Genomic DNA, 22,340 nt, shown 5'->3' on the forward strand with positions numbered 1-22,340 from the left:
TGCAAGGAAGGGACAGGGACAAACTTCAGCTTGTCGGGCCCCCAGGGGACGGGCTAAGGTAACACCGGTTGCGCTCAAGGGGGGCCATGATCGAGCACGTACGCAAGCGCGATGGAACCGTGGTTCCGTTCGATCAGGACCGGATTGTCTCCGCCATCGGCCGGGCGCTGGCCGAGGTCGGGAAGGACGACCGGGCGCTGGCCGAGGAACTGGCGCTGCGGGTGGTGAAGACGCTCGAGGGCCGGTGCGGGGCCCTATTCGGCCCCCCCCACGTGGAGGAGATCCAGGACGCGGTGGAGGAAGTGCTCATGGCCGCCGGCCTCCCTGACGCGGCAAGGGCCTACATCGTCTACCGCCATCAGCACCAGCAGCTCCGCGAGGTCAAGGAGCTCGTCGACCCCGAACTTGTGGCGAGCTACGTGAACGGGCAGGACTGGCGGGTCCGGGAGAACTCGAACATGTCGTTCTCCCTCCAGGGCCTGAACGTGTTCCTCACCGAGAAGATCATCGGCAAGTACTGGCTGACCAGGGTCTACCCGGAGCACATCCGGAAGGCCCACGTGGACGGGGACTTCCATATCCACGACCTGGGGACGCTCGGCCCCTACTGCGTGGGGTGGGACCTCGGGGACCTCCTCGCCCAGGGGTTTCGGGGGGCAAGGGGCAAGGTGGAGTCCCTTCCGCCGAAGCACTTCCGGGTCGCCCTCCTCCAGGCCGTCAACTTTCTGTACACCCTCCAGGGCGAGGCCGCCGGGGCCCAGGCGTTCTCCGCTCTCGACACCCTTCTCGCCCCGTTCATTGCCGTGGACGGCCTTTCTTACACAGAAGTGAAGCAAGCTCTACAAGAGTTCGTGTACAACCTCAACGTGCCTACACGCGTCGGTTTTCAAACACCTTTCAGCAATGTAACTTTGGATCTCAGGCCGCCGGAGCATTTGGCCAATCTCCCGGCCATCGTGGGCGGGAAGCCCATCCACGCCACGTACGGCGAGTTCACCCGGGAGATGAACCTCTTCAACCGGGCGCTTGCGGAGGTGATGGCCGAGGGCGATGCCCGAGGCCGAGTGTTCACGTTTCCCATCCCCACCTACAACGTCACCCCCGACTTTCCGTGGGACGATCCCACTCTCGAGCCCTTGTGGGCGATGACCGCGAAGTACGGGATCCCGTACTTCGCGAACTTCGTCAACTCCGAGATGCGCCCCGAGGACGCGCGCAGCATGTGCTGTCGCCTGCGCCTAGATGTGCGGGAGCTGCGGAGAAGGGGCGGCGGGTTGTTCGGGTCCAACCCCCTCACCGGGTCGATCGGCGTGGTCACCCTGAACCTGCCCCGGCTGGCGTACCTGTCCCGGGATGAGCACGAGTTCCTCGACCGCCTCCACGAGCTCATGCAGCTCGCCGGAAAGTCTCTCATCATCAAGCGGAAGGTGCTGGAGCGCCTCACCGACCAGGGCTTGTATCCTTATTCCAAGTTCTACCTGCGCGGGGTGAAGGAGCCGCGGGGGGAGTACTGGGCCCAGCATTTTTCCACGATCGGGGTCATCGGGATGAACGAGGCCACCCTCAACCTCCTGGGGTGCACCCTGGCCGAGGAGGAGGGGATCGCGTTCGCCCTCCGCGTCCTCGACTTCATGCGCGAGGTGCTCGTGGGGTTCCAAGAAGCCACCGGGCATCCGTGGAACCTGGAGGCGACCCCGGCCGAGGGGACGAGCTACCGCCTGGCGATGGTCGACAAGGACCGGCATCCGGGGATCGTGGTGGCCAACGAGAGAGCCGTGCGGGAGCGCGGCGCCGCCCCGTACTACACGAACTCCTCCCAACTCCCGGTGGACGCTACCTTCGACCTGTTCGCTGCTCTGCGCCTGCAGGAGCCCCTGCAGACCCGGTACACCGGAGGGACCGTGTTCCACGTGTGGCTGGGGGAGCGGCTTCCTTCTCCGGAAGCGGTGAAGTCGCTCGTGGCGAAGGTGATGGGGAACTTCCGCATCCCCTACCTCACCCTGACCCCGACGTTCTCCGTGTGCCCCGCTCATGGGTACCTGGTAGGGGAGCAGGAGCGCTGTCCGACCTGTGGGGCGCTCGCCGAGGTGTACTCCCGGGTGGTGGGGTACCTCCGGCCGGTGGAGCAGTGGAACGCCGGCAAACAATCGGAGTTCCGCGACCGCAAGATGTTTCACCCGACCCTGACCCCCGGCCCTGGTCGCTAGTGGAGCGAGGGATGGACCTCGCCTACCTGCAAGGGACGTCGCTCATCGACTATCCTGGCAAGGTGGCGGCGGTCGTGTGGACCGTCGGGTGCAACCTGCGCTGTCCCTTCTGCTACAACGCTGAGCTCGTCTTGCCCGAGCTTGTCCGGGCACTCCCGAAACTTCCTCCCGAGGAAGTCCTGGCCCGGCTGCGCGAGCGCACGGGTTTCCTCGACGGCCTCGTCGTCACCGGGGGAGAGCCGACCCTTCACCCGGACCTCCCCGACTTCCTCCGCGAGGTCAAGGCGTTGGGGCTCAAGGTGAAGCTCGACACCAACGGGACCCACCCCGATGTGGTGGCCCGCCTCCTCGCCGAACAACTGGTGGACGACGTGGCCCTGGACGTGAAGGCCCCTTTCGAACGGTACGGCGAGTACATCGTAGCGTCGGGGCTTGTCCCCGACGCTACCGATGCGGTTCGGGAAAGCATCGCCCTTGTGTGCGCCCACGCCCGCTCTTACGAGTTCCGGACCACGGTCGCCCCAGGCTTGACCGGAGAGGACCTTCTCGCCATCGCCCGCGAGATCCGGGGCGCACGGGGCTACGTGCTTCAGCGGTTCTTCGTCCCAAGGGGGAAGCGCCTGGTGGACGAGGGCTGGCGAACGCGGTCGGCATTGACCGGAGAAGAGCTCAAGATCGTGGCCGAAAAGATCTCTCGGCTCGTCCCGTGCACCGTCCGGGCCTAAGCTAATCCGACCCGGGCCCGCACCTCGCCCATCACCTCCCGGGCGATCCCCCTCGCCCGCTCCGCCCCGGCGGCCAGCACCTCGTCCACCTTTCCCGGCGCGAGGAGCTCCCGCCGTCGCTCCCGGATCGGGCGAAGCATGGCCATAAGGTGGGTGAACAACGTCTCCTTCAGGTTCTTGTAGAGGAGCTTCCCCTGCCGGTGCTCCGCCCTGAGCCCCTCCACCACCTCGGCCGGGGCCACCAGCTCCAGGATCGTGAACAGGTTCGCGACCCCGGGGGACATGTCCTGCCCGGGGATGAGGCCGACGTCGGTCACCGCCGACCGCACCTTCCTCTTGATGGATTCCTCCGGCTCCATCAGCCCCACGCAGTGATCGGGGCCCGCGGACTTGCTCATCTTCCGCTCCGGGTCGGCCAGGGACATGATCCGGGCCCCCTTGCCCAAAATGGGCTCCGGCTCCGGGAAGTACTGGCCGAACCGGTAGTTGAACCGACGCGCGATCCGGCGGGCCAGCTCAAGGTGCTGGACCTGGTCCTCCCCCACCGGCACGTGGTCCGCGCGGTACAGCAAGATGTCCGCCGCCTGGAGCACCGGGTAGTAGAACAGGCCCCCGTTCACGAACTCCTGCTCCGCCGCCTTCTGCTTGAACTGGGTCATGCGGGAGAGGTCCCCGAACGAGGTCACACAACCCAGGATCCAGGCGAGCTCGGTGTGCTCGGGCACGTCCGATTGGAGGAACAGGATCGCCCGCTCGGGGTCGATCCCGCAGGCGAGGAGGTCCAGAGCCAGCTCCCGGCGGGCCCGGCGGAGCTCGTCCGGCACGGTGTCCTCGTTCGTGAGGGCGTGGTAGTCCACGATGCAGTAAATGCAGTCGTTCCCTTCCTGAAGCTCGACCCACTGCCGGATGGCCCCGAAGTAGTTCCCGATGTGGAGCTCCCCTGTCGGTTGGATGCCAGAGAAGATACGCATGGCGACCTCCTGGCCGGGCAGTATAGGCGGTCGGTGGGAAACCGCAACCGTCCGTTTTGCCATCCCTGGCCGCTACGGCTAAAGTATGGGGTAGATGGCGGAATCGCTGGACGTAGTGATCCTGGCGGCGGGCAAGGGGACGCGGATGCGTTCCCATCGCCCCAAGGTCCTTCACCCCCTGGCCGGCCTGCCCCTCCTCGAATACCCAATCCGAGCCGCTTTGGCTTTGGCCCCCGCCCGTACGGTGGTGGTGGTGGGGTTCGGCGGGGACCAGGTCCGTGCCGCGTTCTCCGGGCGCCCTCTCCAGTTCGTGGACCAGGGCGACCCCCGCGGCACCGGCCACGCCTTGCTCGTGGCAAAGCCGGCGCTCTCCGCGCGCCGGACCCTGGTCCTCCCCGGCGACGTTCCCCTCGTGCCGCCGGCAGCCCTGCGGGCGCTCCTCGCCCATCACGGGGAGACCAAGGCGGAACTGTCCTTCCTTACCATGGAACCGCCCGATCCGTGCGCCTACGGCCGGGTGGTGCGGGAGGGCGGGCGCCCGGTGCGCATCGTGGAGGCCCAGGACGCCACCGCGGATGAACGGGCGATCCGCGAGGTCAACTCCGGGATCTATTGCCTGGAGAACACGCCCCACCTCTGGCAGGCCTTGGCAGGCCTTTCTGCGGACAACGCCAAAGCCGAGTACTACCTGACGGATTTGGTGGCCGTGTTCGCCCGCCAGGGGAAGGCGGCGGCCCTCCTCTGGCCGCACGCCGAGGACCTCATGGGGATCAACGACCGGGTTGACCTCGCCCGGGCCGAGGCCGCCCTGCGAACCCGCCTCCTCACCGCCCTCATGCGGGCCGGGGTCACCGTGGTCGACCCGGCCACGGTGTACATCTCCCCGGACGCCACGGTGGGGCCGGACACGGTCCTCCACCCCGGCACCCACCTCCTCGGCCGCACCGCCATCGGCGAGGGGTGTGCGATCGGCCCCGGGGCGTACCTGGTGGACACCGAGGTCGAGGCCGGGGCGCGGGTGTGGTATTCGGTGCTGGAGGGGGCGTACGTGGGGCCGGCGGCCCAGATCGGCCCCTACGCGCACCTCCGGCCGGGGGCGCGGATCGGAGCGAGGGCCCGGGTCGGGAACTTCGTGGAGGTGAAAGCGGCCTCCATCGGGGAGGGGGCTAAGGCTTCCCATCTCGCGTACATCGGTGATGCCGAGGTGGGGGCCGGGGCGAACATCGGGGCGGGGACCATTACCTGCAACTTGCAGCCCGGCCGCAAGGAGAAGCAGCGCACCGAGATCGGGCCGGGGGCCTTCATCGGCAGCAACGCCGCTCTCGTGGCCCCGGTTCGCATCGGCGAGGGGGCGGTGGTGGGGGCAGGTTCAGTGATCACCGCGGACGTTCCGCCCTATGCGCTCGCCGTTGAACGCTCCCCTCAGGTGGTCAAGCCTGGGTGGGCCAAGGAACGGGGGGAACAAGGTTGAACAAGTTAGGATTGCTGTCAGGCCGAGCGAACGTAACCCTCGCCCAAGAGGTGGCCAGGCTCCTCGGCGCCGAGCTGTGCCCGGCGGATTCGGAGGCCCTCACCCCGGGACGGTTCCCCGACGGGGAGGTCCGGGTGGAGATCCAGCAGACGGTGCGGGGCAAAGAGGTGTTCGTCTTCCAGCCCCTGTCTCCCCCGGTGAACGACCACCTGATGGAGCTCCTGCTCGTGGTGGACGCCCTGCGTCGGGCCTCGGCCCAGATGATCTGTGCGGTGATCCCGTACTTCGGCTATGCCCGTCAGGACCGGAAGAAGAAGGGGCGGGTGCCCATCTCCGCCCGCCTTGTAGCCAACATGCTCGAGGCGGCCGGCGTGCATCGGGTGCTGACGATGGAACTCCATGCCGGCCAAATCCAGGGGTTCTTCAACGTGCCCGTCGACCACCTGCGCAGCGACAAGCTGTTCGCCGACCACGTAAAGATGCGCTATCCCAAGCTCTTGACCAACCTGATGGTCGTCTCCCCCGATCTGGGCGGGGTGTGGCGGGCCCGTCGGCTGGGGCGGGAACTGGGAACCCCCATCGCCATCGTGGAGAAGCACCGCATCGGGATCCACGACGAGGAAGTGGAGGTGCAGTACGTCATCGGGGATGTGGACGGGCACGACGTGCTCCTGGTGGACGACATCCTCGCCACCGGGCACACCCTGGTCACCGCGGCGGAACGGCTGGTCGAGGCCGGGGCGACCCAGGTGTTCGCCGCCTGCACGCACGGCCTGTTCTGCGGCGACGCCCTGTCCGTCCTCGAACGATCCCCCTTGCAGAAGGTTTTCGTGACCGATACCATTTGCCCTCAGCATGTCCAGGGCCATCCCAAGGTCGAGGTCGTGTCGGTGGCCCAACTGATAGCGGACGCCATCCGGCGGATCTACAACCGCCAATCGGTAAGCGACCTGTTGGTGCGTAGCTAGGAGGACATCCATGTTGGTGAAAGCGATGCGGCGGCCCCTCAACGTGAACCCCAAGGCCCTTCGGCGCCAGGGCCAAGTCCCGGCGGTGCTCTACGGCGCACATGTCGAACCGGTGCACATCACCATCTCCGAGAAGGACCTGGTGAACCTGTTCGATCATGTGACCCGGTCCACCATGGTCGAGGTCCAGGTCGACCGGGGCGAGGCGTACCGGGTGTTCGTGAAGGAGATCCAGGTGGATCCGATCACGGAGCGGTTCCTCCACCTCGACCTGTACGTGCCCGAGCCCGGCCGATCGCTGGTGATGCAGGTCCCGGTGAAGCTCACTGGTACCCCGCGGGGGTTGAAGGACGGCGGCATCCTCGAACACGTCCACGCCTACATCGCCGTCGAGGCCCCCCCGGAGAAGATCCCGCCTTCCGTGGCGATCGATGTGTCCGACCTCGGGGTGGGGGATTCGATCCTGGTCAAGGACCTGACGTGGGAGGAAGGCGTTCGTCCTCTGCTTCCCCCGGACAACGTGGTGGCCACGGTGCTGGTCCCGCGGGCGGCGGTGGCGGCTCCGGAGGCCGCCCCGACCCCGCCTGAGGGAGGCGAGCCCGCGGCTTGAGGGCGGTCGTCGGTCTCGGGAATCCGGGCCCGGAGTACATCGCCACCCGGCACAACCTCGGCTTTTGGGTCGCCGAGCGGCTCCTGCGCGCCGGCCGTTGGCGGCGTTGGGTGCAGCCGTGGGGCGAGGTGTACCAGCGGGGGGAAAGCCTCCTCCTGCGTCCCCTCACGTACATGAACCGGTCCGGCGAGGCCGTGCGGGAGCTCGCCGCGCGCTTTGCCCTCGCCCCACCGCATCTCCTCGTCGTCTACGACGACGTGGACCTGCCCGTGGGCGAGGTGCGGCTCCGGCCCGCCGGCGGGCCGGGCAGCCACCGCGGCATGCAGTCCGTGCTGGCGGCGCTGGGTACCGAGGAGGTCCCCCGCCTGCGGGTGGGGGTCGGCGCCCCCCCGCCCGGGGTAGACCTGGTGGACTACGTGTTGTCCCCTCCTCCCCCGGAGGAAGCGAACGTACTGGCCTGCGCCGCCGACCGGGCGGCCCGGCTCGCGCTGCGGTTCCTCGAGGGCGGGCTCGCCGCGGCCCTGGACAGTTTCTCCCGTGAGGGAAAGGGCGAACGGGTATAATTACGAGTGGAGGCCACCGGATGTACGAAAAGTTCTCTAAGGAAGCGATGAAGCTGCTCGCCGCGTCCCAGGAAGAGGCCGGGGAGTGGCGCCACCGGTACGTAGGGACGGAACACCTGCTCCTCGCCGCCCTGCGCCTGGAAGGATCGCGGGTGGCGCGGTTCCTGGAGGGGAAGGGGCTGACCTACGACCGGGTGACCCGCATCGTGGAGCGCCAGAAGGGACGGGGGAAGCTCTACGTGGCCCCCGATGACCTCGAGCCCACCCAACGGCTGCGGCGGGTGATGAAGCTCTCCTACGAGGAGGCCCGGCGGGAGGGCGCGGACACCATTGAACCGGAGCACCTGCTCCTCGCCATCCTCCGGGAGGGGGAGTGCACGGCGGCGGAGATCCTCCGCGCCCACGGCATCGACCTGCGCTCCGCCCGCGACCACTTCTCCCCCCGCCGGGGTGGGGTGCGGGTGCGCACCAGCCACGCCCGCCTCCCCGGGGAGCTCGGCGAGTTCGGGCGCAACCTGGTGGAGGAGGCGGCGGCGGGGGCGCTCGACCCGGTCATCGGCCGGGAGCGGGAGCTGGAGCGGCTCATCCAGATCCTGTGCCGTCGCAAGAAGAACAACCCGGCCCTGATCGGGGAGTCCGGGGTGGGGAAGACGGCGATCGTGGAGGGCCTCGCCCAGAAGATCGCGGCCGGGGACGTGCCCACCGCCCTCGCCGACAAGGAGATCGTGGAGCTGGACATGGCCGGGATCGTCGCCGGCACCAAGTACCGTGGCGAGTTCGAGCAACGCCTGAAGACGATCCTCAACCAGGTGATGGCCGCGGAGAACATCATCCTGTTCATCGACGAGCTCCAGACGGTGGTCGGCGCCGGCGGGGCCGAGGGGGCGATCGACGCCTCGGCGATCCTGAAACCCCCGCTCGCCTCCGGGGCCATCCAGTGCATCGGCACCGCCACCCCCGACGCCTACAGGAAATCCATCGAGAAGGACCCGGCTCTAAAGCGCCGGTTCAAGACGGTGTACGTGGACGAACCGTCGGTGGAGCAAACGGTGAAGATCCTGCACGGGCTCAGGCGCCGCTACGAGGAACATCACGGGGTGCGCATCAACGACGACGCCTTGTGGCAGGCGGCCCGGCTTGCCGATCGCTACATAACCGACCAGTTCCTCCCGGACAAGGCGATCGACCTCGTCGACGAGACGGCGGCCAAGGTGCGCCTCGCGGCCACCGAGCTCCCCCAGGAGGCGCGGGGGCTCCTCGCCGAGATCACCAGGCTCGAGGACGAGGAGGAGGCGGCGGTGGCTGAGCAGAACTACGAGCTCGCCGCCAAGCTCCGGGACCAGCGGTCGGCCCTGATCGAGGACCTCAAGCGGTTCGAGGAGGGGGGCCGTAGCGAGGCCGTTGTCCCCGTGGTCACCGGGGAGCACATCGCCGCCACCGTGTCCGCGTGGACAGGGATTCCCATCCACCACCTCCAGGAGGAGGACACGGCGCGCCTGGTGCACATGGAGGAGAAGATCCACGAGCGGCTGGTGGGCCAAGAGGAGGCGGTGAAGGCGGTATCCCGGGCCATCCGCCGGGCGTACGCGGGGATCAAGGACCCCCGCCGGCCCATCGGCTCGTTTCTGTTCCTTGGCCCGACCGGGGTCGGCAAGACCGAGCTCGCCCGGACCTTGGCTGAGTTCCTGTTTGGCGATGAGGACGCCCTGATCCGCATCGACATGTCCGAGTACATGGAGCGGTTCACCGTGTCCCGCCTCGTCGGCGCCCCGCCGGGGTACGTGGGGTACGAGGAGGCGGGGGAGCTCACCGAGGCCGTGCGCCGGAGGCCTTATTCGGTGGTCCTGTTCGACGAGATCGAGAAGGCCCACCGGGACGTGTTCAACATCCTCCTCCAGGTCATGGACGACGGCATCCTCACCGACTCCCAGGGGCGCAAGGTGGACTTCCGCAACACGGTGCTGATCATGACCTCCAACGTGGGGAGCAAGCTGATCACCGACCGGACGAGCCTCGGATTCAGCACCGTGGAGGTCGAGTCCGAGGAGGCCTATCAGGACATGAAGTCCCGGGTGATGGGTGAGGTGCGGAAGCTGTTCTCTCCGGAGTTCTTAAACCGGCTCGATGACATCATCGTGTTCCGCGCCCTGACCAAGGATGAGGTGGGGGCGATCGCCGAGCTCCTCATCGGGCGGTTGAGGAAGCGCCTCCAGGAGGAGCACGGGATCTCGCTTGTGCTCACCGAGTCCGCCCGTGACCTCGTCATCGAGCGCGGGTACGACGAGAAGTACGGGGCGCGCCCGATGCGCCGGACCATCGAGCGATTGCTGGAGGACTCGGTCGCCGAGAAGATCCTGACCCAAGAGTTCCCCGATGGGTGCACGGTGGTGGCCGAGGCCCAGGGCGGGGAGATCACGGTGCGGAAGGAGTAGATGCCCTACCGCTGCCGGGGGTGCGGCTACCGGTCGCCGAAGTGGCTGGGCCGCTGCCCGGTTTGCCAGAGCTGGGAGAGCTTCGAAGAGGTCGCCGAGGACAAGGCCGGCGAGGCGGCCGGGGAGACGTGGGTCGGCGAGCGGCCCCGGTCCCTGGCAGACATCCCCCGGATCCCGGAGGAACGGCTGTCCACCGGGATGGGGGAGGTGGACCGGGTCCTCGGCGGGGGCCTCATCCCCGGGGTGGTGGTCCTGTTCGGGGGCGAGCCGGGGGTGGGCAAGTCCACCCTGCTCCTCCAGCTCGCCGCCCAGCTCGCTGCCCGCTACGGCAAGGTCCTGTACGTGTCCGGCGAGGAGGCCACCGCTCAGGTGAAGCTCCGGGCGGAGCGTCTAGGCGTCGCCGAGCCCACCCTGTACCTCCTTTCCGAGCAGCACCTCTTGCGCATCGTGGAGGCAGTGCAGGACGTGGGGCCGACGGCCCTGGTGGTGGACTCGCTGCAGACGGTGCTGGCTCGGCCGGACGGGGGAGAGATCGGCGGTCTCCTCCAGGTGCGCGAGGCCGCGGCCCACTTTGCTCGCCTTGCCAAGGGCCTGGGCATGGCCACGGTCCTCGTATCCCACATCACGAAAGAGGGCGGCTTCGCCGGCCCGAAGACGGTGGAGCACCTGGTGGACGTGGCCGTGTACTTGGAGGGGGTGCGGGAGGGGGACCTCCGGCTCCTGCGGTGCGTGAAGAACCGGTACGGGTCCACCGCCGAGGTGGCGGTGCTGCAGATGGGGGCATCGGGCCTCGTCGAGGTGGCCAACCCATCCCTGTTCTTCGTGTCCCAGGACCGCACGCCCAGGCCGGGGTCGGCCATCGTGCCGGTATTGGAGGGGTCACGAACCCTGCTCATGGAGATCCAGGCCCTGGTCACCCCGAGCGGGGGCTACGGCCCGCCCCAGCGGCGGACGGCCGGGCTCGACTTCAACCGTGCCCTGGTGCTGCTGGCGGTGATCGAAAAGCACCTTGGGGTGCACACCCGGGCCATGGACGTCTACCTTGCGGTGGCGGGGGGACTGGAGGTGCGGGAGCCGGCGGTGGACCTCGCGGTGTGCGCGGTGGTGCTGGGGAGCGTCCGGAACCGGGTCATCCCCGCGGACACGGTGATCCTGGGCGAGGTGGGCTTGGCCGGTGACGTGCGTCCGGTGCGCAAGGGACCGGAGCGACTGCGGGAGGTGGCCAAGCTCGGGTTCCGGCAGGCGGTGGTGCCGAAGGCTCCGTTGCCCAAGCGGTTATCGTTGGAGGCGATCCAGGTACAAACCCTCAGGGAGGCGGCCGAAGCCTTAGGCCTGACGTGACATGGGGCCAAGACGCGATGCACGGCTGGAACTCCTGCGGCGCACGGCGCCCGGGACGCCCCTGCGCGAGGCGATCGACAGGGTGGTCCAGCTCGGCCGTGGCGGGCTGATCCTCATCGCCGACCGCGAGGTCGCCAGCCCGGTCATCGCCGCCGGGTTCGAGCTGAACGCCCCGTTCACCCCCCAGGCCATCGGCGAGCTCTCCAAGATGGACCGGGCGGTGGTGGTGGACGAAGACCTGCGCACCATCCTCTACGCCAACGCCCACCTCGTGCCCGACCCCACCCTCCCCTCCCAGGAGACGGGCACCCGCCACCGGGTGGCCGAGCAGATCGCCCGACAGCTCGACCGCCCGGTGATCGCCATCTCCGAGGAACGTCGCCAGGTGACCCTGTACCGCGGGGAGTGGAAGTACGAGCTCCAAGAGATCCAAACCCTGATCAGCCAGGTCTCCCAGGGGCTCCTCATCCTGGATCGGTATCGCCGGGAGCTACGGGACCTCCTGACCGAGCTCGCTCCGCTGGAGTTCGAGCAGCGGGTGTTGCCCTACCACGTGGCCGCAGTCATCCAGCGCATCCTCCAGATGCTCGACCTGGAGAAGGAGATCAAGCTCAGCCTGGTGGAGCTGGGGATGCACAAGGAGCTGCCGGAGCGGCATCTGGCCGGGCTGATGCGAGGGGTGCGAGAGGAGCTGGAGTTCATCGTACGGGATTTCCAGACGGACCCGTCCCGGCCGGTGGAAGAGGTGATGGCGGAACTGCTGGGCATGGGCCGGGAGGACCTGGTGAACCCGGAGGCGGTGCTCAAGCCGCTCGGCCTGGTGGACGAGGAGGATCTGGAGCGGCCGCTGCCCTCGCGCGGGTACCGGCTGCTCTCAAAGATCCCCAGGCTGCCGATGTCGGTCATCGAGCGGCTGGTGCAGGAGGTCGGAGCGCTGGACCAACTGCAGCGCGCCAACCGGCGGCAGTTGGAGAAGGTGAAGGGGATCGGGGAGGCGCGGGCGCGGGCGATCAAGTACGGCTTGGCCCGGTTCAAGACCGGCTACGCCGCCATCCTGGAGGGGTTCTAAGGCCCCACGAAACCCGGGCCGTCTTCTGTGGCCTGGCGAAATACACAGGATATGGAAAACCGGAGGTTCGAGAACGTGAACATGCCGTGTGGAGTTGAGGTCCCCAAGGAAATAGAGCGCATCGAGCAGGCGGCAGCGGCCCTGGCCCGGCTCGGGCGGCCGGAGGTGGCGGTGGTGTTGGGCTCGGGACTGTCTCAGGTGCTCCCGCTTCAGGGGGAGCGCACGCTCCGGTTCCCCGACATCCCCGGGTTCCCCGCCCCGACCGTGGCCGGCCACGCCGGCGAGGTGGCGGTGGGTGAGGTTTCCGGGCGGACGGTGCTCGTGCAGCGGGGGCGGGTCCACTACTACGAGGGCCACGAGCTTGGGGAAGTGGTGTTCCCGGTGCGGGTCTACGCCGTCCTGGGGGTGAAGGTCCTCGTGCTCACCAACGCCTCCGGGGCGATCGCGTTCGGCCTGGAGCCGGGGGACCTGGTGCTCGTCTCCGACCACATCAACCTGCTCGGGGGGAACCCCCTGCGCGGGCCGAACCTGGACCGGCTCGGCCCGCGGTTCCCGGACATGACTGCGGCCTACGACCCCGAGCTGCGTCGGCGGGCCCGGGAGGCGGCCCAGGACCTGGGGATCACCGTCAAGGAGGGGGTGTACCTGGCGACCACCGGGCCGTCGTACGAGACCCCGGCGGAGATCCGGGCGTTCCGGGCCCTCGGGGCAGACCTGGTGGGGATGTCCACCGTGCCCGAGGCCATCGCCGCCCGCCACGCCGGCCTGCGGGTGCTCGCGATTTCCTGCGTCACCAACCTCGCCGCCGGGGTGTCCCCGACCCCCCTCTCCCACGACGAGGTCATCGCCATCACCCGCCGCAAGGCGGGCGAGCTCGGCCGGCTCCTCCTCGCGCTGATCCCCAACCTCTAGCTTCCAAAAAGGCGCCTTCCCGGTTCGGGGCCGGGAAGGCGCTTCAACCTGCGGAAGCGGGCTCTCTATCTCCGTCGTCCGCAGCGTCCGGAACTGCAGTCGCCCACGGTCACGAGCCCGCTCGTGCGGCCCTCGGCCCCGGCGCTGTCGGTCACGGTGAGGACCACCAGGTACTGGCCGGGATTGGCGAACGTGTGGCGCACGATCTCCCCGTCCCCGGTGGCCCCATCGCCGAAGTCCCAGGTCCAGCGCACGATGTCCCCGTCAGGATCGGACGATCCGGACCCATCGAAGGTCACCTCCTCGTCCTCGAACGGGTCCCGGGGGTAGAACGTGAACGCGGCCGTGGGCGGGTTGTTCAGGGCGCGCACGACGGTGGTGGCCCGGCCGGTGCCGGACGGGCCCACCACCACCAGGGTGACCATGTACTCGCCGGCGCGGTCGAAGGTGTGGTCCACCTCTCGGCCAGAGGCGACCGGGCTCCCATCGCCGAAGTCCCACAGGAAGTCGGTGAGTGCGCCCTCGGGGTCGGTGGAGCGGGTGGCGTCGAAGTGCACCTGGAGGGGCGCCTGCCCCTGGGTCGGGGCGGCGGTGATCACCGCCAGGATCTTGGTGGCCGGCCCGACCTGGGGCGTACACCCGACCAGGGCTGCCAATGCCCCCAACATCGCCGCCGCGAAAAGCTTCTTCATGGTGACCTCACGGGGCCTGGCACCCCGGGCCGCCCTGGACCTCGACCACTTGGGTGACCGTGTGCTCCTGGCCGGCCGCGTCCACCACGGTCAGGGTCACCGGGTACCCTCCGCCGTACCAGTACCGGTGTTCCACCGACCGACCACTGGCCCACTGTCCGTTTCCGAACGCCCAGCGATACTCGACGATCGCGCCGTTGGGGCTGGTGGAGGCGGAGGCATCGAACACGATGGTCTCCCCGGTCCCGGGCCGCCACGGGGCGTAGGTGAAGCGGGCGGTGGGGGCAGGGAAACGCACCGTGACCTGGGTTTCTCGCCGGCTGGACAGCCCCCGCTCGTCGTACACCTCCAGCATCACCCGGTAGGTGCCGCCCCGCTCGTAGGTGTGGGACACCACCGGGCCCAAGCCCCGGGAACCGTCGCCGAAGTCCCAGATGTACTCGGTGATCCTCCCCTGGTCGGCGAACGACAGGGACCCATCGCAGATCACGGTGAGCGGGGCCACCCCCTCGCTCGGGCGCAGGGCAAACAGGGCCTCAGGCGGTTTCATCTGGAACTTGGCCACGCACCCTCCCAGGGCCAACGCCACGGCCAGCCCGCCGCCCACGATCAGGTACCTTCCGCGCATCGTCATCCCCCCTCCCTCATAGCGTGAACGCCAGACGCACGGTCAACCCCAGCCAAAGCCCGCTGAAATCGAGCGGGTCTCCCGAACCGTCGGCGTTGAGATCCAGCGGGACGGTCCCGGCTTGGGGCACCCCCAGCGGGGCCACCCGAAACCCGGCTTCCAGGCCCACGAACAGCCCCGATCCGAGGGGCAAGGAAACCCGGGTGAAGGCCGCCCCCACCGGGCCGTGAACGGTGTACGCCCGGTCCTCGTTACGGGGCAGGAACGGGACCGACCAGTCGGTGGGCAGGGCGGTGGGGAACACCCCGAGGTAGTGGAGGTTGGCGAGGCCCCACCCGGCAGAAAGGCCGATGCTGAAGAGGTCAGCCACCACGGTGAACGCGAGCTCCGCTTCGACCGTGGCCAGTTGGGCCTGAAGCGCCAGGTGCACTGGATGCTCGGCGCCCCCTTGGGTCCACACGCCCTGGGTGGCCGTCTCCACCTTGGCCAGGGAAAGCTGCGCCCCGACCATCAGCCCCTCCCCCCACGCCTCGGTGAACCGCAGGCCGACCCCATCGCGAAGGGCGGGGAGGGGAGGAACCGGGCTCTCCGGGAGCCGCTCGTTGACGAAGTCGATGGTATGGTTGGCGAGCTGGATGAACGTGGTGAGCGAGGCCATCGACGTGAGGACCCATTGGGCTCCGGATTCCACCACCACCGGGGCTGCCCCCACCGTGGCGCCCCCGAGAACCGCCGCTATCGCCGCCGCCCACACCGCTCTCATGATGTCCTGGCCCTCTTGTGTAACGCAGGCTACGCCCGCAGGGGGACTGACGCGAGGACAGGGCGGACCGGGCTAGGGGGGGTTCGTCACATCCGCGGGGTACCCAGTTCCCGGCGCAGGCGGTCAACCGTCCGCAGGATGTCGTCCCGGGTGATCCCGAGATGCGTCACCATACGGATGCGGCGGGGATGGGTGCCGGCGCCGGCCGGGGCGGCCAGCACCCCCCGCTCCCGGAGCCCAAGGCAGAGCTCCTGGGCGGTGGGCCCGGTCTGGATCTCGAACACCACGATGTTCGTCTCCGGGGGCCACACGGAGAGGCCGGGGATCGTGGAGAGCCCGTCCGCGAGGAGGCGGGCGTGCGCGTGGTCGTCGGCGAGGCGGTCCACGTGATGCTCCAGGGCGTACAGGCCAGCCGCGGCCAGGATCCCTACTTGGCGCATCCCCCCACCCATGGCCTTGCGCACCCGGCGGGCCTCGGCGATGAACGGGCCCGACCCACACAACATCGAGCCGACGGGACAGCCGAGGCCCTTGGACAGGCAGAACATCACCGAGTCCACCCCGCGCACAAGTTCCCGGACGGGGAGCCCGGTGGCCACCGCAGCGTTGAAGATGCGGGCCCCGTCCAGGTGCACGGGGAGGCCACGGGCGTGGGCGACCGCGATCACCTCCCGCGCACCCTCAACCGGCCAAATCCGCCCTCCGGCGGCGTTGTGCGTGTTCTCCAGGCACAGAAGTCCGGTCGGGGCGAGGTAGTAGAGGTCGGGGTGGATGGCTGCCGCTACCTGGTCGGCGGTGAACACACCGCGCTCCCCCACGAGGAGGCGGGGTTGGACCCCGGAGAAGCGGGCCATGGTGGCCATCTCCACGTTGTAGATGTGGGAGGTGGCCTCAACGATCACCTCCTGGCCGGGGCGGGTGTGGCAAGCGATGGCGATCTGGTTCCCCATCGTCCCCGAGGGGACGAACAGGGCGGCCTCCATCCCCGTAATCTCCGCGGCTCGTTCCTCCAGCCTCCGCACCGTAGGGTCCTCCCCGAACACGTCATCCCCCACCGCGGCCTGGGCCATCGCCTGGCGCATCCCTGCGGTGGGCACGGTCACCGTGTCCGAGCGCAGGTCGATCACATCCATCCCTCCTCTCCGATCAGGGGCACGAACGTGCACGGGCACAGGCACCGGTGCACGAGCTGCTCCCCCCGTTTCTCGATCAACCACAGGTCCTGGCTCGTCTTCCCCCCGATGGGGATCACCAGTCGTCCCCCGTCCCCCAGTTGGTGGAGGAGGGACTGCGGGGCCCGGGGCGCGGCGGCGGTGACCACGATCGCCGGGAACGGGGCGGCCTCCGGCCAGCCCTTGGTCCCGTCCCCCACGCGGACCTGGATGTTCCGATACCCGAGCTGGGTCAGCCGCGCACGCGCGGCCCGGGCGAGCTCCGGGAGCCGCTCGATCGTGTACACCTCGCCCGCGAGCTCGGCGAGGATCGCCGTCTGATAGCCAGAGCCGGTGCCTACCTCCAGCACGCGATCCGTAGGGGCGGGGTCCAGCGCCTCGGTGGACAGGGCGACGATGTACGGCTGGGAGATGGTCTGGTCAAACCCGATAGGAAGCGGGCGGTCCTCGTAGGCGAAAGCGAGGAGCGATAGGGGCACGAACCGGTGGCGGGGGACGCGGCCCATCGCCGCCAGCACGCGCCCGTCGCGGATGCCCAAGGCCCTGAGCTCCGCCACCAGAGCCGCCCGCGCCCTCGCCAGCTCCGCCTCGTCGGACGGGGTCAGCTCCCCCACGGTTTGCCTTACTCCCCGCCCTGGCGAAACGCGGCCAGGGCGTCCCGGGCCCGGAGGAGATCCTGGGCCGGCACCAGGATCTGCACCTCCGCCAGCCCGTCCACCGTCACCGGGTACACCGATGCCGGGACATGGGTGCGGAACCGGACGGGGATCCCCTCCCCGGTGAGGAACCCGGCCAAAAGCTGGGCTTGGGGTTCGCCGATCACCGTAGTCAGCTTCTCCCAGCGGTCCATCCTGCCTCCCTTAAGTCGAGCTCGTTGTGCACGAGGGTAACGCACTGGTGGCCGTGGAGCACCTTGGGTCCCACCGACACACGGGGCGCATGCGCGAGGAGGGCGAGCTCCTCAGGGGTGAAGTCCTGGTGATCGGAGAGCACGAACGCCGGCCGTTCCGGGAGGGGCGCCGCCCGCAGCGGCTCCCCATCTTCGTTGAGGAGCACCGGCCGTAGTCCGGCCTCGCTCAGGGTGCCCATCAGGCCGGCCAGGCCCAGCCAGCGCACGGTGATCCCGGGGGTGGACTCCTCCTCCTCCCCCGGGCCGAGGCCCTGGGCCAGGCGCAGCGCCTCGCGCAGGAGGGCCCCGGTGGACCGCTCGTCCGGGTTCAGGTACCGCAACCGGCTGCCGGCAAGGGTGATCGCAAGCCGGTCCCGGATCACCAGGTGGAGCACCACGTCCTTCCTGATCCCGTGCGACAGGAGGAACGCGTCCACCGCGCACCGGCAGAGCACATCCAGCCGCCCTGCCCCCCCGGCGAGGTCGGAAAGGGGGAACCCGCCGTCCAGAGGCGCGGTATGGCTGACCACCACGAACGTCCGCATCTTAACCATGCTACTCGACCCCCCTCGCCCGGGCCAACGGCGGCCCGGGCGATCGGTGCGGGCAGCCGAGGTCGACAGGGCACCGGGCTGCGTGAGGAGAACAACGCGAAATCCTGTCTAAGAAAGGGTTTTGACCGACACGGAGCCGCGCTGTATGATACCGGACTGTGTACCTGATCGTCGTCGGTGCAGGGGGCATCGGCAGTGCCATCATCGACATCGCCGTGCGTGACCGCCACAACGTGGTGGTCATCGAGCGCGACCCGAAGAAGGCGGAAACCATCGCCCGGCGGTACGACGCCCTGGTGATCAACGCCGACGCCGCGTCGGCGGAGGTGTTGCGGGAGGCGGGGGCCGAACGCGCGGATGCGCTCATCACCACCACCCACGACGATGCCACCAACCTCATGGTCATCGCCGCCGCTGGGGACCTCGGGGTGCCCACCATCGTGTCCGTGGTGAACAACCGCGAACACACCGAGCTGTTCCGCCGCCTCGGGGCCCACGTCATGGAGAACCCGGACGTGATCGTGGCCGAGTACCTGTACCACGCCGCCCGTCATCCCTGGATCCGGGACCTCGTCACCCTGCCCGGGGGGGCGCAGGTGTTCCGCACCACGGTTACCGAGAAGTCACCCCTGGTGGGCACCTCTCTGCGGGAGGCTGGCCAAGAGAACCTGGTCCCGGATGGGACCCTGATCGCCGCCATCGAACGCAACGGGGAACTCATCATCCCCTCGGGGAGCACGGTGATCCAGGCCGGGGACATCGTGACCGTGTTCACCAAGAGCCACGCCCCCGAGAGCCTGATCGAGCGGCTCACCGGCTGACGTCATGCGCTCTGAAGACCTGAAGATCGTCCTCCGGGACCTGGGCTTGGTTGTGACCACGGTGGGGGTGATGGCCGCTTTGTCGCTCCCGGTGGCGGCGGCGTTCGGGGAGGGCTACGCCCTGTGGCCGCTTGGCCTGACCGCCCTCACCTCCCTCGGCCTGTGGGCCCTCCTCTACCTCCCGTTCCGCCGGGCCGGGGAGGCCCAGCTGAAACACGGGCTGATCATCGCTGCCCTGGGATGGCTCCTTGTGTCCGCGGTGGGGGCGTTGCCCCTCCATTTCGTGTCGGTGCGCCTGGGTGGAGGGACGGTTTTCCCTTATGCGAACATGGCCAGCGCCTTCTTCGAATCCGTGTCCGGGTTCACTGGGACCGGGCTCACCATGGCCCTGCGACCGGACCTCCTCCCCCGCACCTTGCAGTGGTGGCGGTCGTTTACGGAGTGGGTGGGGGGGATGGGGGTGATCGTGCTCATGATCACCCTGATCGCCGGCCCCGGGATAGCCGCCGCCAACCTGTACTTCGCCGAGGCCCGGGGGGAGAAGATCCACCCCTCGGTCCGCTCCACCGTGCGCACCATGTGGTGGATCTTTGCCCTGTACACGGTGATCGCCGCGGTGGGGCTGTGGGGGGCGGGGATGCCCCCGTGGGAGGCGGTGAACCACGCCATGACCGGCGTCGCCACCGGGGGGTTCTCGGTGTGGCCGGAGTCCATCGGCCACTACAAGTCCCTCGCTATCGAGCTCATCGCGATCCTGGCCATGCTCGCCGGCGCCATAAGCTTCGTCGTCCACTACCACACCCTACAGCGGGGGCTGGGTGTGCTGTTTAGCGATGTCCAGACCCGCTGGATGTTGGCCTTCCTCCTTGGGGGGGTAGCGTTGGTGGGGGTAGAAGGTCTTGAGTTGGCGGGCCCTGCTGTTGCCTTTCGCTGGGGGACATTTCAATACGTTTCGGCCATGACCTGTACAGGATTCCAAACCACATCCCTCGGAGGATGGTCGGACACGGGGAAGCTCCTGCTCGTGCTGGGGATGGTGGTGGGGGGGGCAGCGGGGTCGACCGCCGGAGGGGTCAAGGTGATGCGGATTGTCCTCCTCGTGCGCGGAGTGAGCTGGCAGCTCCGGCGAATCGTACGGCCCCTGGATGCCATCACCCCCCTCCGCCTGGGCCGCAATGCCCTCCCGGAAGAGGTCGCCTTCCGACGGATCGCCGAAGCGGCAATGCTTGCCTTCCTTTGGGTCGGGTTCCTCTTTCTGGGAACGGTGACCCTGTCCCACCTCGTGCCCGCCCGCCTGGCCGATGCGCTGTTCGAGGTCGCCTCGGCCCAGGGGAACGTCGGCCTATCGGTGGGCATCACCCATCCCGAGATGCCCACCCTGGCCAAGCTCGTGCTGTGCTTCAACATGTGGGTTGGCCGCCTGGAGATCATCCCCGTGCTCATGTTCCTCCGGGCACTGCTGTTCCGCCGAGGTGACCGGTGGGGCACGCCGTGAAGCGGGGAGAGAAGCGATGAGCAGTGATCGGATTGGCCCTCGATGGGACCGCGGCCCCTGCCGGCGGGCGCATTCGCGTGCGCCGCACGTGACGGCCCTTGTCTGGAGGGGTAGGATGCGGGTACGCTTCCCACTGGCGCTTTAGGCGATCGAGGCCACGGGATGGCCAAACATTTCGGAACGGATGGGGTGAGGGGGATCGCCGGGGTGGAGCTCACCGGCGAGCTTGGGTTCCGTCTGGGGCGGGCGGCGGGGCGGGCGCTTGGGCCCCGCACCGCCCTCCTCGCCCGGGATACCCGCCTGTCCGGGCCGGCCCTGGAGGCGGCCTGTGCCGCCGGCCTTGCCGAGGCCGGCGGCGACGTACATCTGGGTGGGGTCCTCCCGTCCCCGGCCGTGTCCCATCTCGTACGGCTCCACCGGTTCGACCTGGGCGTCGTGGTGTCCGCGTCCCACAACCCACCTCAGGACAACGGGATCAAGTTCTACAATGGACAGGGATTGAAGATCTCCCCCCAGGACGAGGATCGGGTGGAGGAAGTCCTGGACGAGCCCTCCCCGCCAGGTCGGCTGGGGATGGTCGCCCCGTGGCCCGAGGCCGCGGACCGGTACGTCGCGTTCCTGCGTGAAGCGGTGCCCGACCTCGACCTCCGGGGCCTCAGGATCGCGTTGGACTGCGCCTACGGGGCCACCGCCCCGGTGGCCCCGGGCCTGTTCTCCGCCTTTGGGGCCACGCTCGCCCTGCTCGGGGCGAAGCCGGACGGGGCCCGGATCAACACCACCGGCGTCGCCGCCCTGGGCCAACTCCAGGCCGTAGTGCGTGAGGCGGGGGCGGACCTGGGGATCGCGTTCGACGGGGATGGGGACCGGGCGCTGTTCGTGGACGGCCATGGCGAGGTCGTGGAAGGAGACCGGCTCATGGCCGCCCTCGCCCCCCTTCTCCGGGACTGGGGGGAGCTCTTGTCCCAACAGGTGGTGTTCACCGTGCTCGGGAACATGGGGGCCGAGCGGTACCTCACGGAGCGTGGGTTCCGGGTGGCCCGTGTCCCGGTGGGGGACCGGAACGTCTCCTGGGCGATGCGGGCGGAGGGAAGCGAGCTCGGCGGAGAGCCATCCGGCCACATCGTGTTCGCCCGCCACGCCCCGACCGGGGACGGTATCCTCACCGCCCTCCTCACCTTGAACGCCCTCCGGCGCGCCGGCACCGACCTCGGCTCGCTCGTCGCCCCCGTGCCTCTCTACCCCCAGGTGCGGGAGGACATCCCGGTCCTGGACCAGGAGGGGGCCTTGGCCGACCCCATCGTCCGCCGGGCGATCGGAGAGGCGCGGCACATGCTCGATGGCACGGGGCGGCTCGTCGTTCGCTCCTCCGGTACGCAGCCCCTGATCCGCATCTTCGCCGAGGGCCCGGACGAGGCCCCCCTGCGCCGGGCCGTGGCCCGGATCGCCGACGCCCTGGAGCGGTTCAGGGGAAAAACTTCCTAACCCCACGGGCTCAATCCGCCCGCGTGGGGTGACCCCCGACATCGCCGGCCACGGCGAGGGGCGTCCTAGAATGTTCAGTCTCATAGCAGTGCTGACGGGTGGGGGTGCACGGAGGGGGTAGCAGAGGTGAGGGTCACCGCGGCAAGCTCACCAGGAATCCGACAAGAGACCTGGGAGGTGCCCCGATGACCCTCGAGGACAAGGTACACGGTTTCCGGCTCCATGCACTCCGCCGAGCGGAGGAACTGGGCAACGTGAGCGCTGCCTGTCGGCAGCTGGAGCGGGCGATCGTGGCCACAGCGTGGCCGACGTGGGGGCCTAAGCGGGTGTCGCTGCAGCTTGAGCGACAAGGGATTCATGTCCCCCCGAGCACGGTGTGGCGGGCGCTGCGGCGGATGGGGTTGGGACGACGTGAGGCGAGGCTGCTCGCCGTGGAAGGCCATGCCGCCAGGACCGCGGCGAAGGTGATCCCGGCCCGCAACGCCCAGGAGGCCGCACGCTTCCTCTTGAGCTCGCCCCACGCCCCGGCCCCGTGGGCGATCGCCCCTGCCTCGGCAAGGATCATCCGCACCACC

The 22,340-nt window shown here is 69.0% G+C and carries 22 protein-coding genes; 14 read left to right on the forward strand and 8 right to left on the reverse strand.

Features of this window, described 5'->3' with window-relative positions; genetic code table 11:
- The first annotated feature begins 86 nt into the window (after positions 1-86).
- Complete coding sequence (locus NUV94_03695; protein MCR4391886.1) at positions 87-2,207, forward strand: ribonucleoside triphosphate reductase; 2,121 nt, start codon at positions 87-89, stop codon at positions 2,205-2,207.
- 11 nt (positions 2,208-2,218) lie between these two features.
- The gene (locus NUV94_03700; protein MCR4391887.1) at positions 2,219-2,932 is read left to right on the forward strand and encodes an anaerobic ribonucleoside-triphosphate reductase activating protein; all 714 of its coding nucleotides are present in this window, start codon (positions 2,219-2,221) and stop codon (positions 2,930-2,932) included.
- Here the strand turns inward: NUV94_03700 and trpS are convergent.
- Positions 2,929-3,903, reverse strand: a complete 975-nt coding sequence (trpS, locus tag NUV94_03705; GenBank protein MCR4391888.1) for a tryptophan--tRNA ligase — start codon at positions 3,901-3,903, stop codon at positions 2,929-2,931. The genes NUV94_03700 and trpS overlap by 4 nt on opposite strands.
- A 94-nt stretch (positions 3,904-3,997) precedes the next feature.
- Here trpS and glmU point away from each other — a divergent pair, with 94 nt between their 5' ends.
- Genes glmU through NUV94_03745 form a run of 8 tightly spaced genes read left to right on the forward strand, consistent with a single transcriptional unit; the run spans position 3,998 to position 13,269 of the window.
- Entirely contained in the window at positions 3,998-5,374 is a 1,377-nt protein-coding gene (gene glmU / locus NUV94_03710; GenBank protein ID MCR4391889.1) for a bifunctional UDP-N-acetylglucosamine diphosphorylase/glucosamine-1-phosphate N-acetyltransferase GlmU, read from the forward strand.
- On the forward strand, positions 5,371-6,342 hold the full coding sequence (locus NUV94_03715; GenBank protein MCR4391890.1) for a ribose-phosphate pyrophosphokinase: 972 nt from the start codon (positions 5,371-5,373) through the stop codon (positions 6,340-6,342). The genes glmU and NUV94_03715 overlap by 4 nt, the downstream gene beginning before the upstream one ends.
- A 10-nt stretch (positions 6,343-6,352) precedes the next feature.
- The gene (locus NUV94_03720) at positions 6,353-6,952 is read left to right on the forward strand and encodes a 50S ribosomal protein L25 (protein MCR4391891.1); all 600 of its coding nucleotides are present in this window, start codon (positions 6,353-6,355) and stop codon (positions 6,950-6,952) included.
- A complete protein-coding gene (gene pth, locus NUV94_03725; protein ID MCR4391892.1) occupies positions 6,949-7,515 on the forward strand; it encodes an aminoacyl-tRNA hydrolase in 567 nt (188 codons plus the stop codon). Before NUV94_03720 ends, pth begins: the two co-directional genes overlap by 4 nt.
- A gap of 20 nt (positions 7,516-7,535) precedes the next feature.
- Entirely contained in the window at positions 7,536-9,947 is a 2,412-nt protein-coding gene (locus NUV94_03730; protein MCR4391893.1) for an ATP-dependent Clp protease ATP-binding subunit, read from the forward strand.
- Positions 9,948-11,288 carry a DNA repair protein RadA gene (gene radA / locus NUV94_03735; protein MCR4391894.1) on the forward strand — a complete coding sequence of 447 codons (1,341 nt, stop codon included), beginning with the start codon at positions 9,948-9,950 and terminating at the stop codon, positions 11,286-11,288. It begins immediately after the preceding gene.
- Between the two features lies 1 nt (position 11,289).
- Positions 11,290-12,357 (forward strand): DNA integrity scanning diadenylate cyclase DisA, encoded by a 1,068-nt coding sequence (disA, locus tag NUV94_03740; protein ID MCR4391895.1) that lies wholly within the window; start codon positions 11,290-11,292, stop codon positions 12,355-12,357.
- 51 nt (positions 12,358-12,408) lie between these two features.
- Entirely contained in the window at positions 12,409-13,269 is an 861-nt protein-coding gene (locus NUV94_03745; protein MCR4391896.1) for a purine-nucleoside phosphorylase, read from the forward strand.
- Positions 13,270-13,334: 65 nt separating this feature from the next.
- Here NUV94_03745 and NUV94_03750 read toward each other — a convergent pair whose 3' ends face one another.
- The 7 genes from NUV94_03750 to trmY form a co-directional block, all read right to left on the reverse strand.
- Positions 13,335-13,961 carry a PKD domain-containing protein gene (locus NUV94_03750; protein ID MCR4391897.1) on the reverse strand — a complete coding sequence of 209 codons (627 nt, stop codon included), beginning with the start codon at positions 13,959-13,961 and terminating at the stop codon, positions 13,335-13,337.
- A gap of 7 nt (positions 13,962-13,968) precedes the next feature.
- Positions 13,969-14,589 (reverse strand): PKD domain-containing protein, encoded by a 621-nt coding sequence (locus NUV94_03755; GenBank protein ID MCR4391898.1) that lies wholly within the window; start codon positions 14,587-14,589, stop codon positions 13,969-13,971.
- A gap of 16 nt (positions 14,590-14,605) precedes the next feature.
- Positions 14,606-15,352, reverse strand: a complete 747-nt coding sequence (locus NUV94_03760) for a hypothetical protein (protein MCR4391899.1) — start codon at positions 15,350-15,352, stop codon at positions 14,606-14,608.
- A gap of 86 nt (positions 15,353-15,438) precedes the next feature.
- A complete protein-coding gene (gene ltaE / locus NUV94_03765) occupies positions 15,439-16,485 on the reverse strand; it encodes a low-specificity L-threonine aldolase (protein MCR4391900.1) in 1,047 nt (348 codons plus the stop codon).
- Positions 16,476-17,129 (reverse strand): protein-L-isoaspartate(D-aspartate) O-methyltransferase, encoded by a 654-nt coding sequence (locus tag NUV94_03770; GenBank protein MCR4391901.1) that lies wholly within the window; start codon positions 17,127-17,129, stop codon positions 16,476-16,478. Before NUV94_03770 ends, ltaE begins: the two co-directional genes overlap by 10 nt.
- Before the next feature lie 17 nt (positions 17,130-17,146).
- On the reverse strand, positions 17,147-17,374 hold the full coding sequence (locus NUV94_03775) for a hypothetical protein (GenBank protein ID MCR4391902.1): 228 nt from the start codon (positions 17,372-17,374) through the stop codon (positions 17,147-17,149).
- Positions 17,353-17,958, reverse strand: a complete 606-nt coding sequence (gene trmY / locus NUV94_03780) for a tRNA (pseudouridine(54)-N(1))-methyltransferase TrmY (GenBank protein ID MCR4391903.1) — start codon at positions 17,956-17,958, stop codon at positions 17,353-17,355. The genes NUV94_03775 and trmY overlap by 22 nt, the downstream gene beginning before the upstream one ends.
- A gap of 167 nt (positions 17,959-18,125) precedes the next feature.
- On the opposite strand from trmY, the gene NUV94_03785 reads away from it, so the two are divergent.
- The 4 genes from NUV94_03785 to NUV94_03800 all read left to right on the forward strand — a co-directional run.
- The gene (locus NUV94_03785; protein MCR4391904.1) at positions 18,126-18,788 is read left to right on the forward strand and encodes an NAD-binding protein; all 663 of its coding nucleotides are present in this window, start codon (positions 18,126-18,128) and stop codon (positions 18,786-18,788) included.
- Between the two features lie 4 nt (positions 18,789-18,792).
- Positions 18,793-20,283, forward strand: coding sequence for a TrkH family potassium uptake protein (locus tag NUV94_03790; protein MCR4391905.1), 1,491 nt, complete (start codon positions 18,793-18,795; stop codon positions 20,281-20,283).
- A 162-nt stretch (positions 20,284-20,445) separates the two neighbouring features.
- Positions 20,446-21,765, forward strand: coding sequence for a phosphoglucosamine mutase (locus tag NUV94_03795; GenBank protein ID MCR4391906.1), 1,320 nt, complete (start codon positions 20,446-20,448; stop codon positions 21,763-21,765).
- A gap of 185 nt (positions 21,766-21,950) precedes the next feature.
- The coding region (locus NUV94_03800; protein MCR4391907.1) for a hypothetical protein at positions 21,951-22,340 on the forward strand (390 nt) is incomplete at its 3' end.

Source organism: Candidatus Acetothermia bacterium, assembly GCA_024653305.1.
GTDB lineage: Bacteria > Bipolaricaulota > Bipolaricaulia > Bipolaricaulales > Bipolaricaulaceae > JACIWI01.

What these genes read in the sequence shown, in the direction of transcription:
- NUV94_03695 (MCR4391886.1), top strand. Translation starts at nt 87, where the DNA reads ATGATCGAGCACGTACGCAAGCGCGATGGAACCGTGGTTCCGTTCGAT.
- NUV94_03700 (MCR4391887.1), top strand. Translation starts at nt 2,219, where the DNA reads ATGGACCTCGCCTACCTGCAAGGGACGTCGCTCATCGACTATCCTGGC.
- trpS (MCR4391888.1), bottom strand. Translation starts at nt 3,903, where the DNA reads ATGCGTATCTTCTCTGGCATCCAACCGACAGGGGAGCTCCACATCGGG.
- glmU (MCR4391889.1), top strand. Translation starts at nt 3,998, where the DNA reads ATGGCGGAATCGCTGGACGTAGTGATCCTGGCGGCGGGCAAGGGGACG.
- NUV94_03720 (MCR4391891.1), top strand. Translation starts at nt 6,353, where the DNA reads ATGTTGGTGAAAGCGATGCGGCGGCCCCTCAACGTGAACCCCAAGGCC.
- NUV94_03730 (MCR4391893.1), top strand. Translation starts at nt 7,536, where the DNA reads ATGTACGAAAAGTTCTCTAAGGAAGCGATGAAGCTGCTCGCCGCGTCC.
- radA (MCR4391894.1), top strand. Translation starts at nt 9,948, where the DNA reads ATGCCCTACCGCTGCCGGGGGTGCGGCTACCGGTCGCCGAAGTGGCTG.
- disA (MCR4391895.1), top strand. Translation starts at nt 11,290, where the DNA reads ATGGGGCCAAGACGCGATGCACGGCTGGAACTCCTGCGGCGCACGGCG.
- NUV94_03745 (MCR4391896.1), top strand. Translation starts at nt 12,409, where the DNA reads ATGGAAAACCGGAGGTTCGAGAACGTGAACATGCCGTGTGGAGTTGAG.
- NUV94_03750 (MCR4391897.1), bottom strand. Translation starts at nt 13,961, where the DNA reads ATGAAGAAGCTTTTCGCGGCGGCGATGTTGGGGGCATTGGCAGCCCTG.
- NUV94_03755 (MCR4391898.1), bottom strand. Translation starts at nt 14,589, where the DNA reads ATGCGCGGAAGGTACCTGATCGTGGGCGGCGGGCTGGCCGTGGCGTTG.
- NUV94_03760 (MCR4391899.1), bottom strand. Translation starts at nt 15,352, where the DNA reads ATGAGAGCGGTGTGGGCGGCGGCGATAGCGGCGGTTCTCGGGGGCGCC.
- ltaE (MCR4391900.1), bottom strand. Translation starts at nt 16,485, where the DNA reads ATGGATGTGATCGACCTGCGCTCGGACACGGTGACCGTGCCCACCGCA.
- NUV94_03775 (MCR4391902.1), bottom strand. Translation starts at nt 17,374, where the DNA reads ATGGACCGCTGGGAGAAGCTGACTACGGTGATCGGCGAACCCCAAGCC.
- trmY (MCR4391903.1), bottom strand. Translation starts at nt 17,958, where the DNA reads ATGCGGACGTTCGTGGTGGTCAGCCATACCGCGCCTCTGGACGGCGGG.
- NUV94_03790 (MCR4391905.1), top strand. Translation starts at nt 18,793, where the DNA reads ATGCGCTCTGAAGACCTGAAGATCGTCCTCCGGGACCTGGGCTTGGTT.
- NUV94_03795 (MCR4391906.1), top strand. Translation starts at nt 20,446, where the DNA reads ATGGCCAAACATTTCGGAACGGATGGGGTGAGGGGGATCGCCGGGGTG.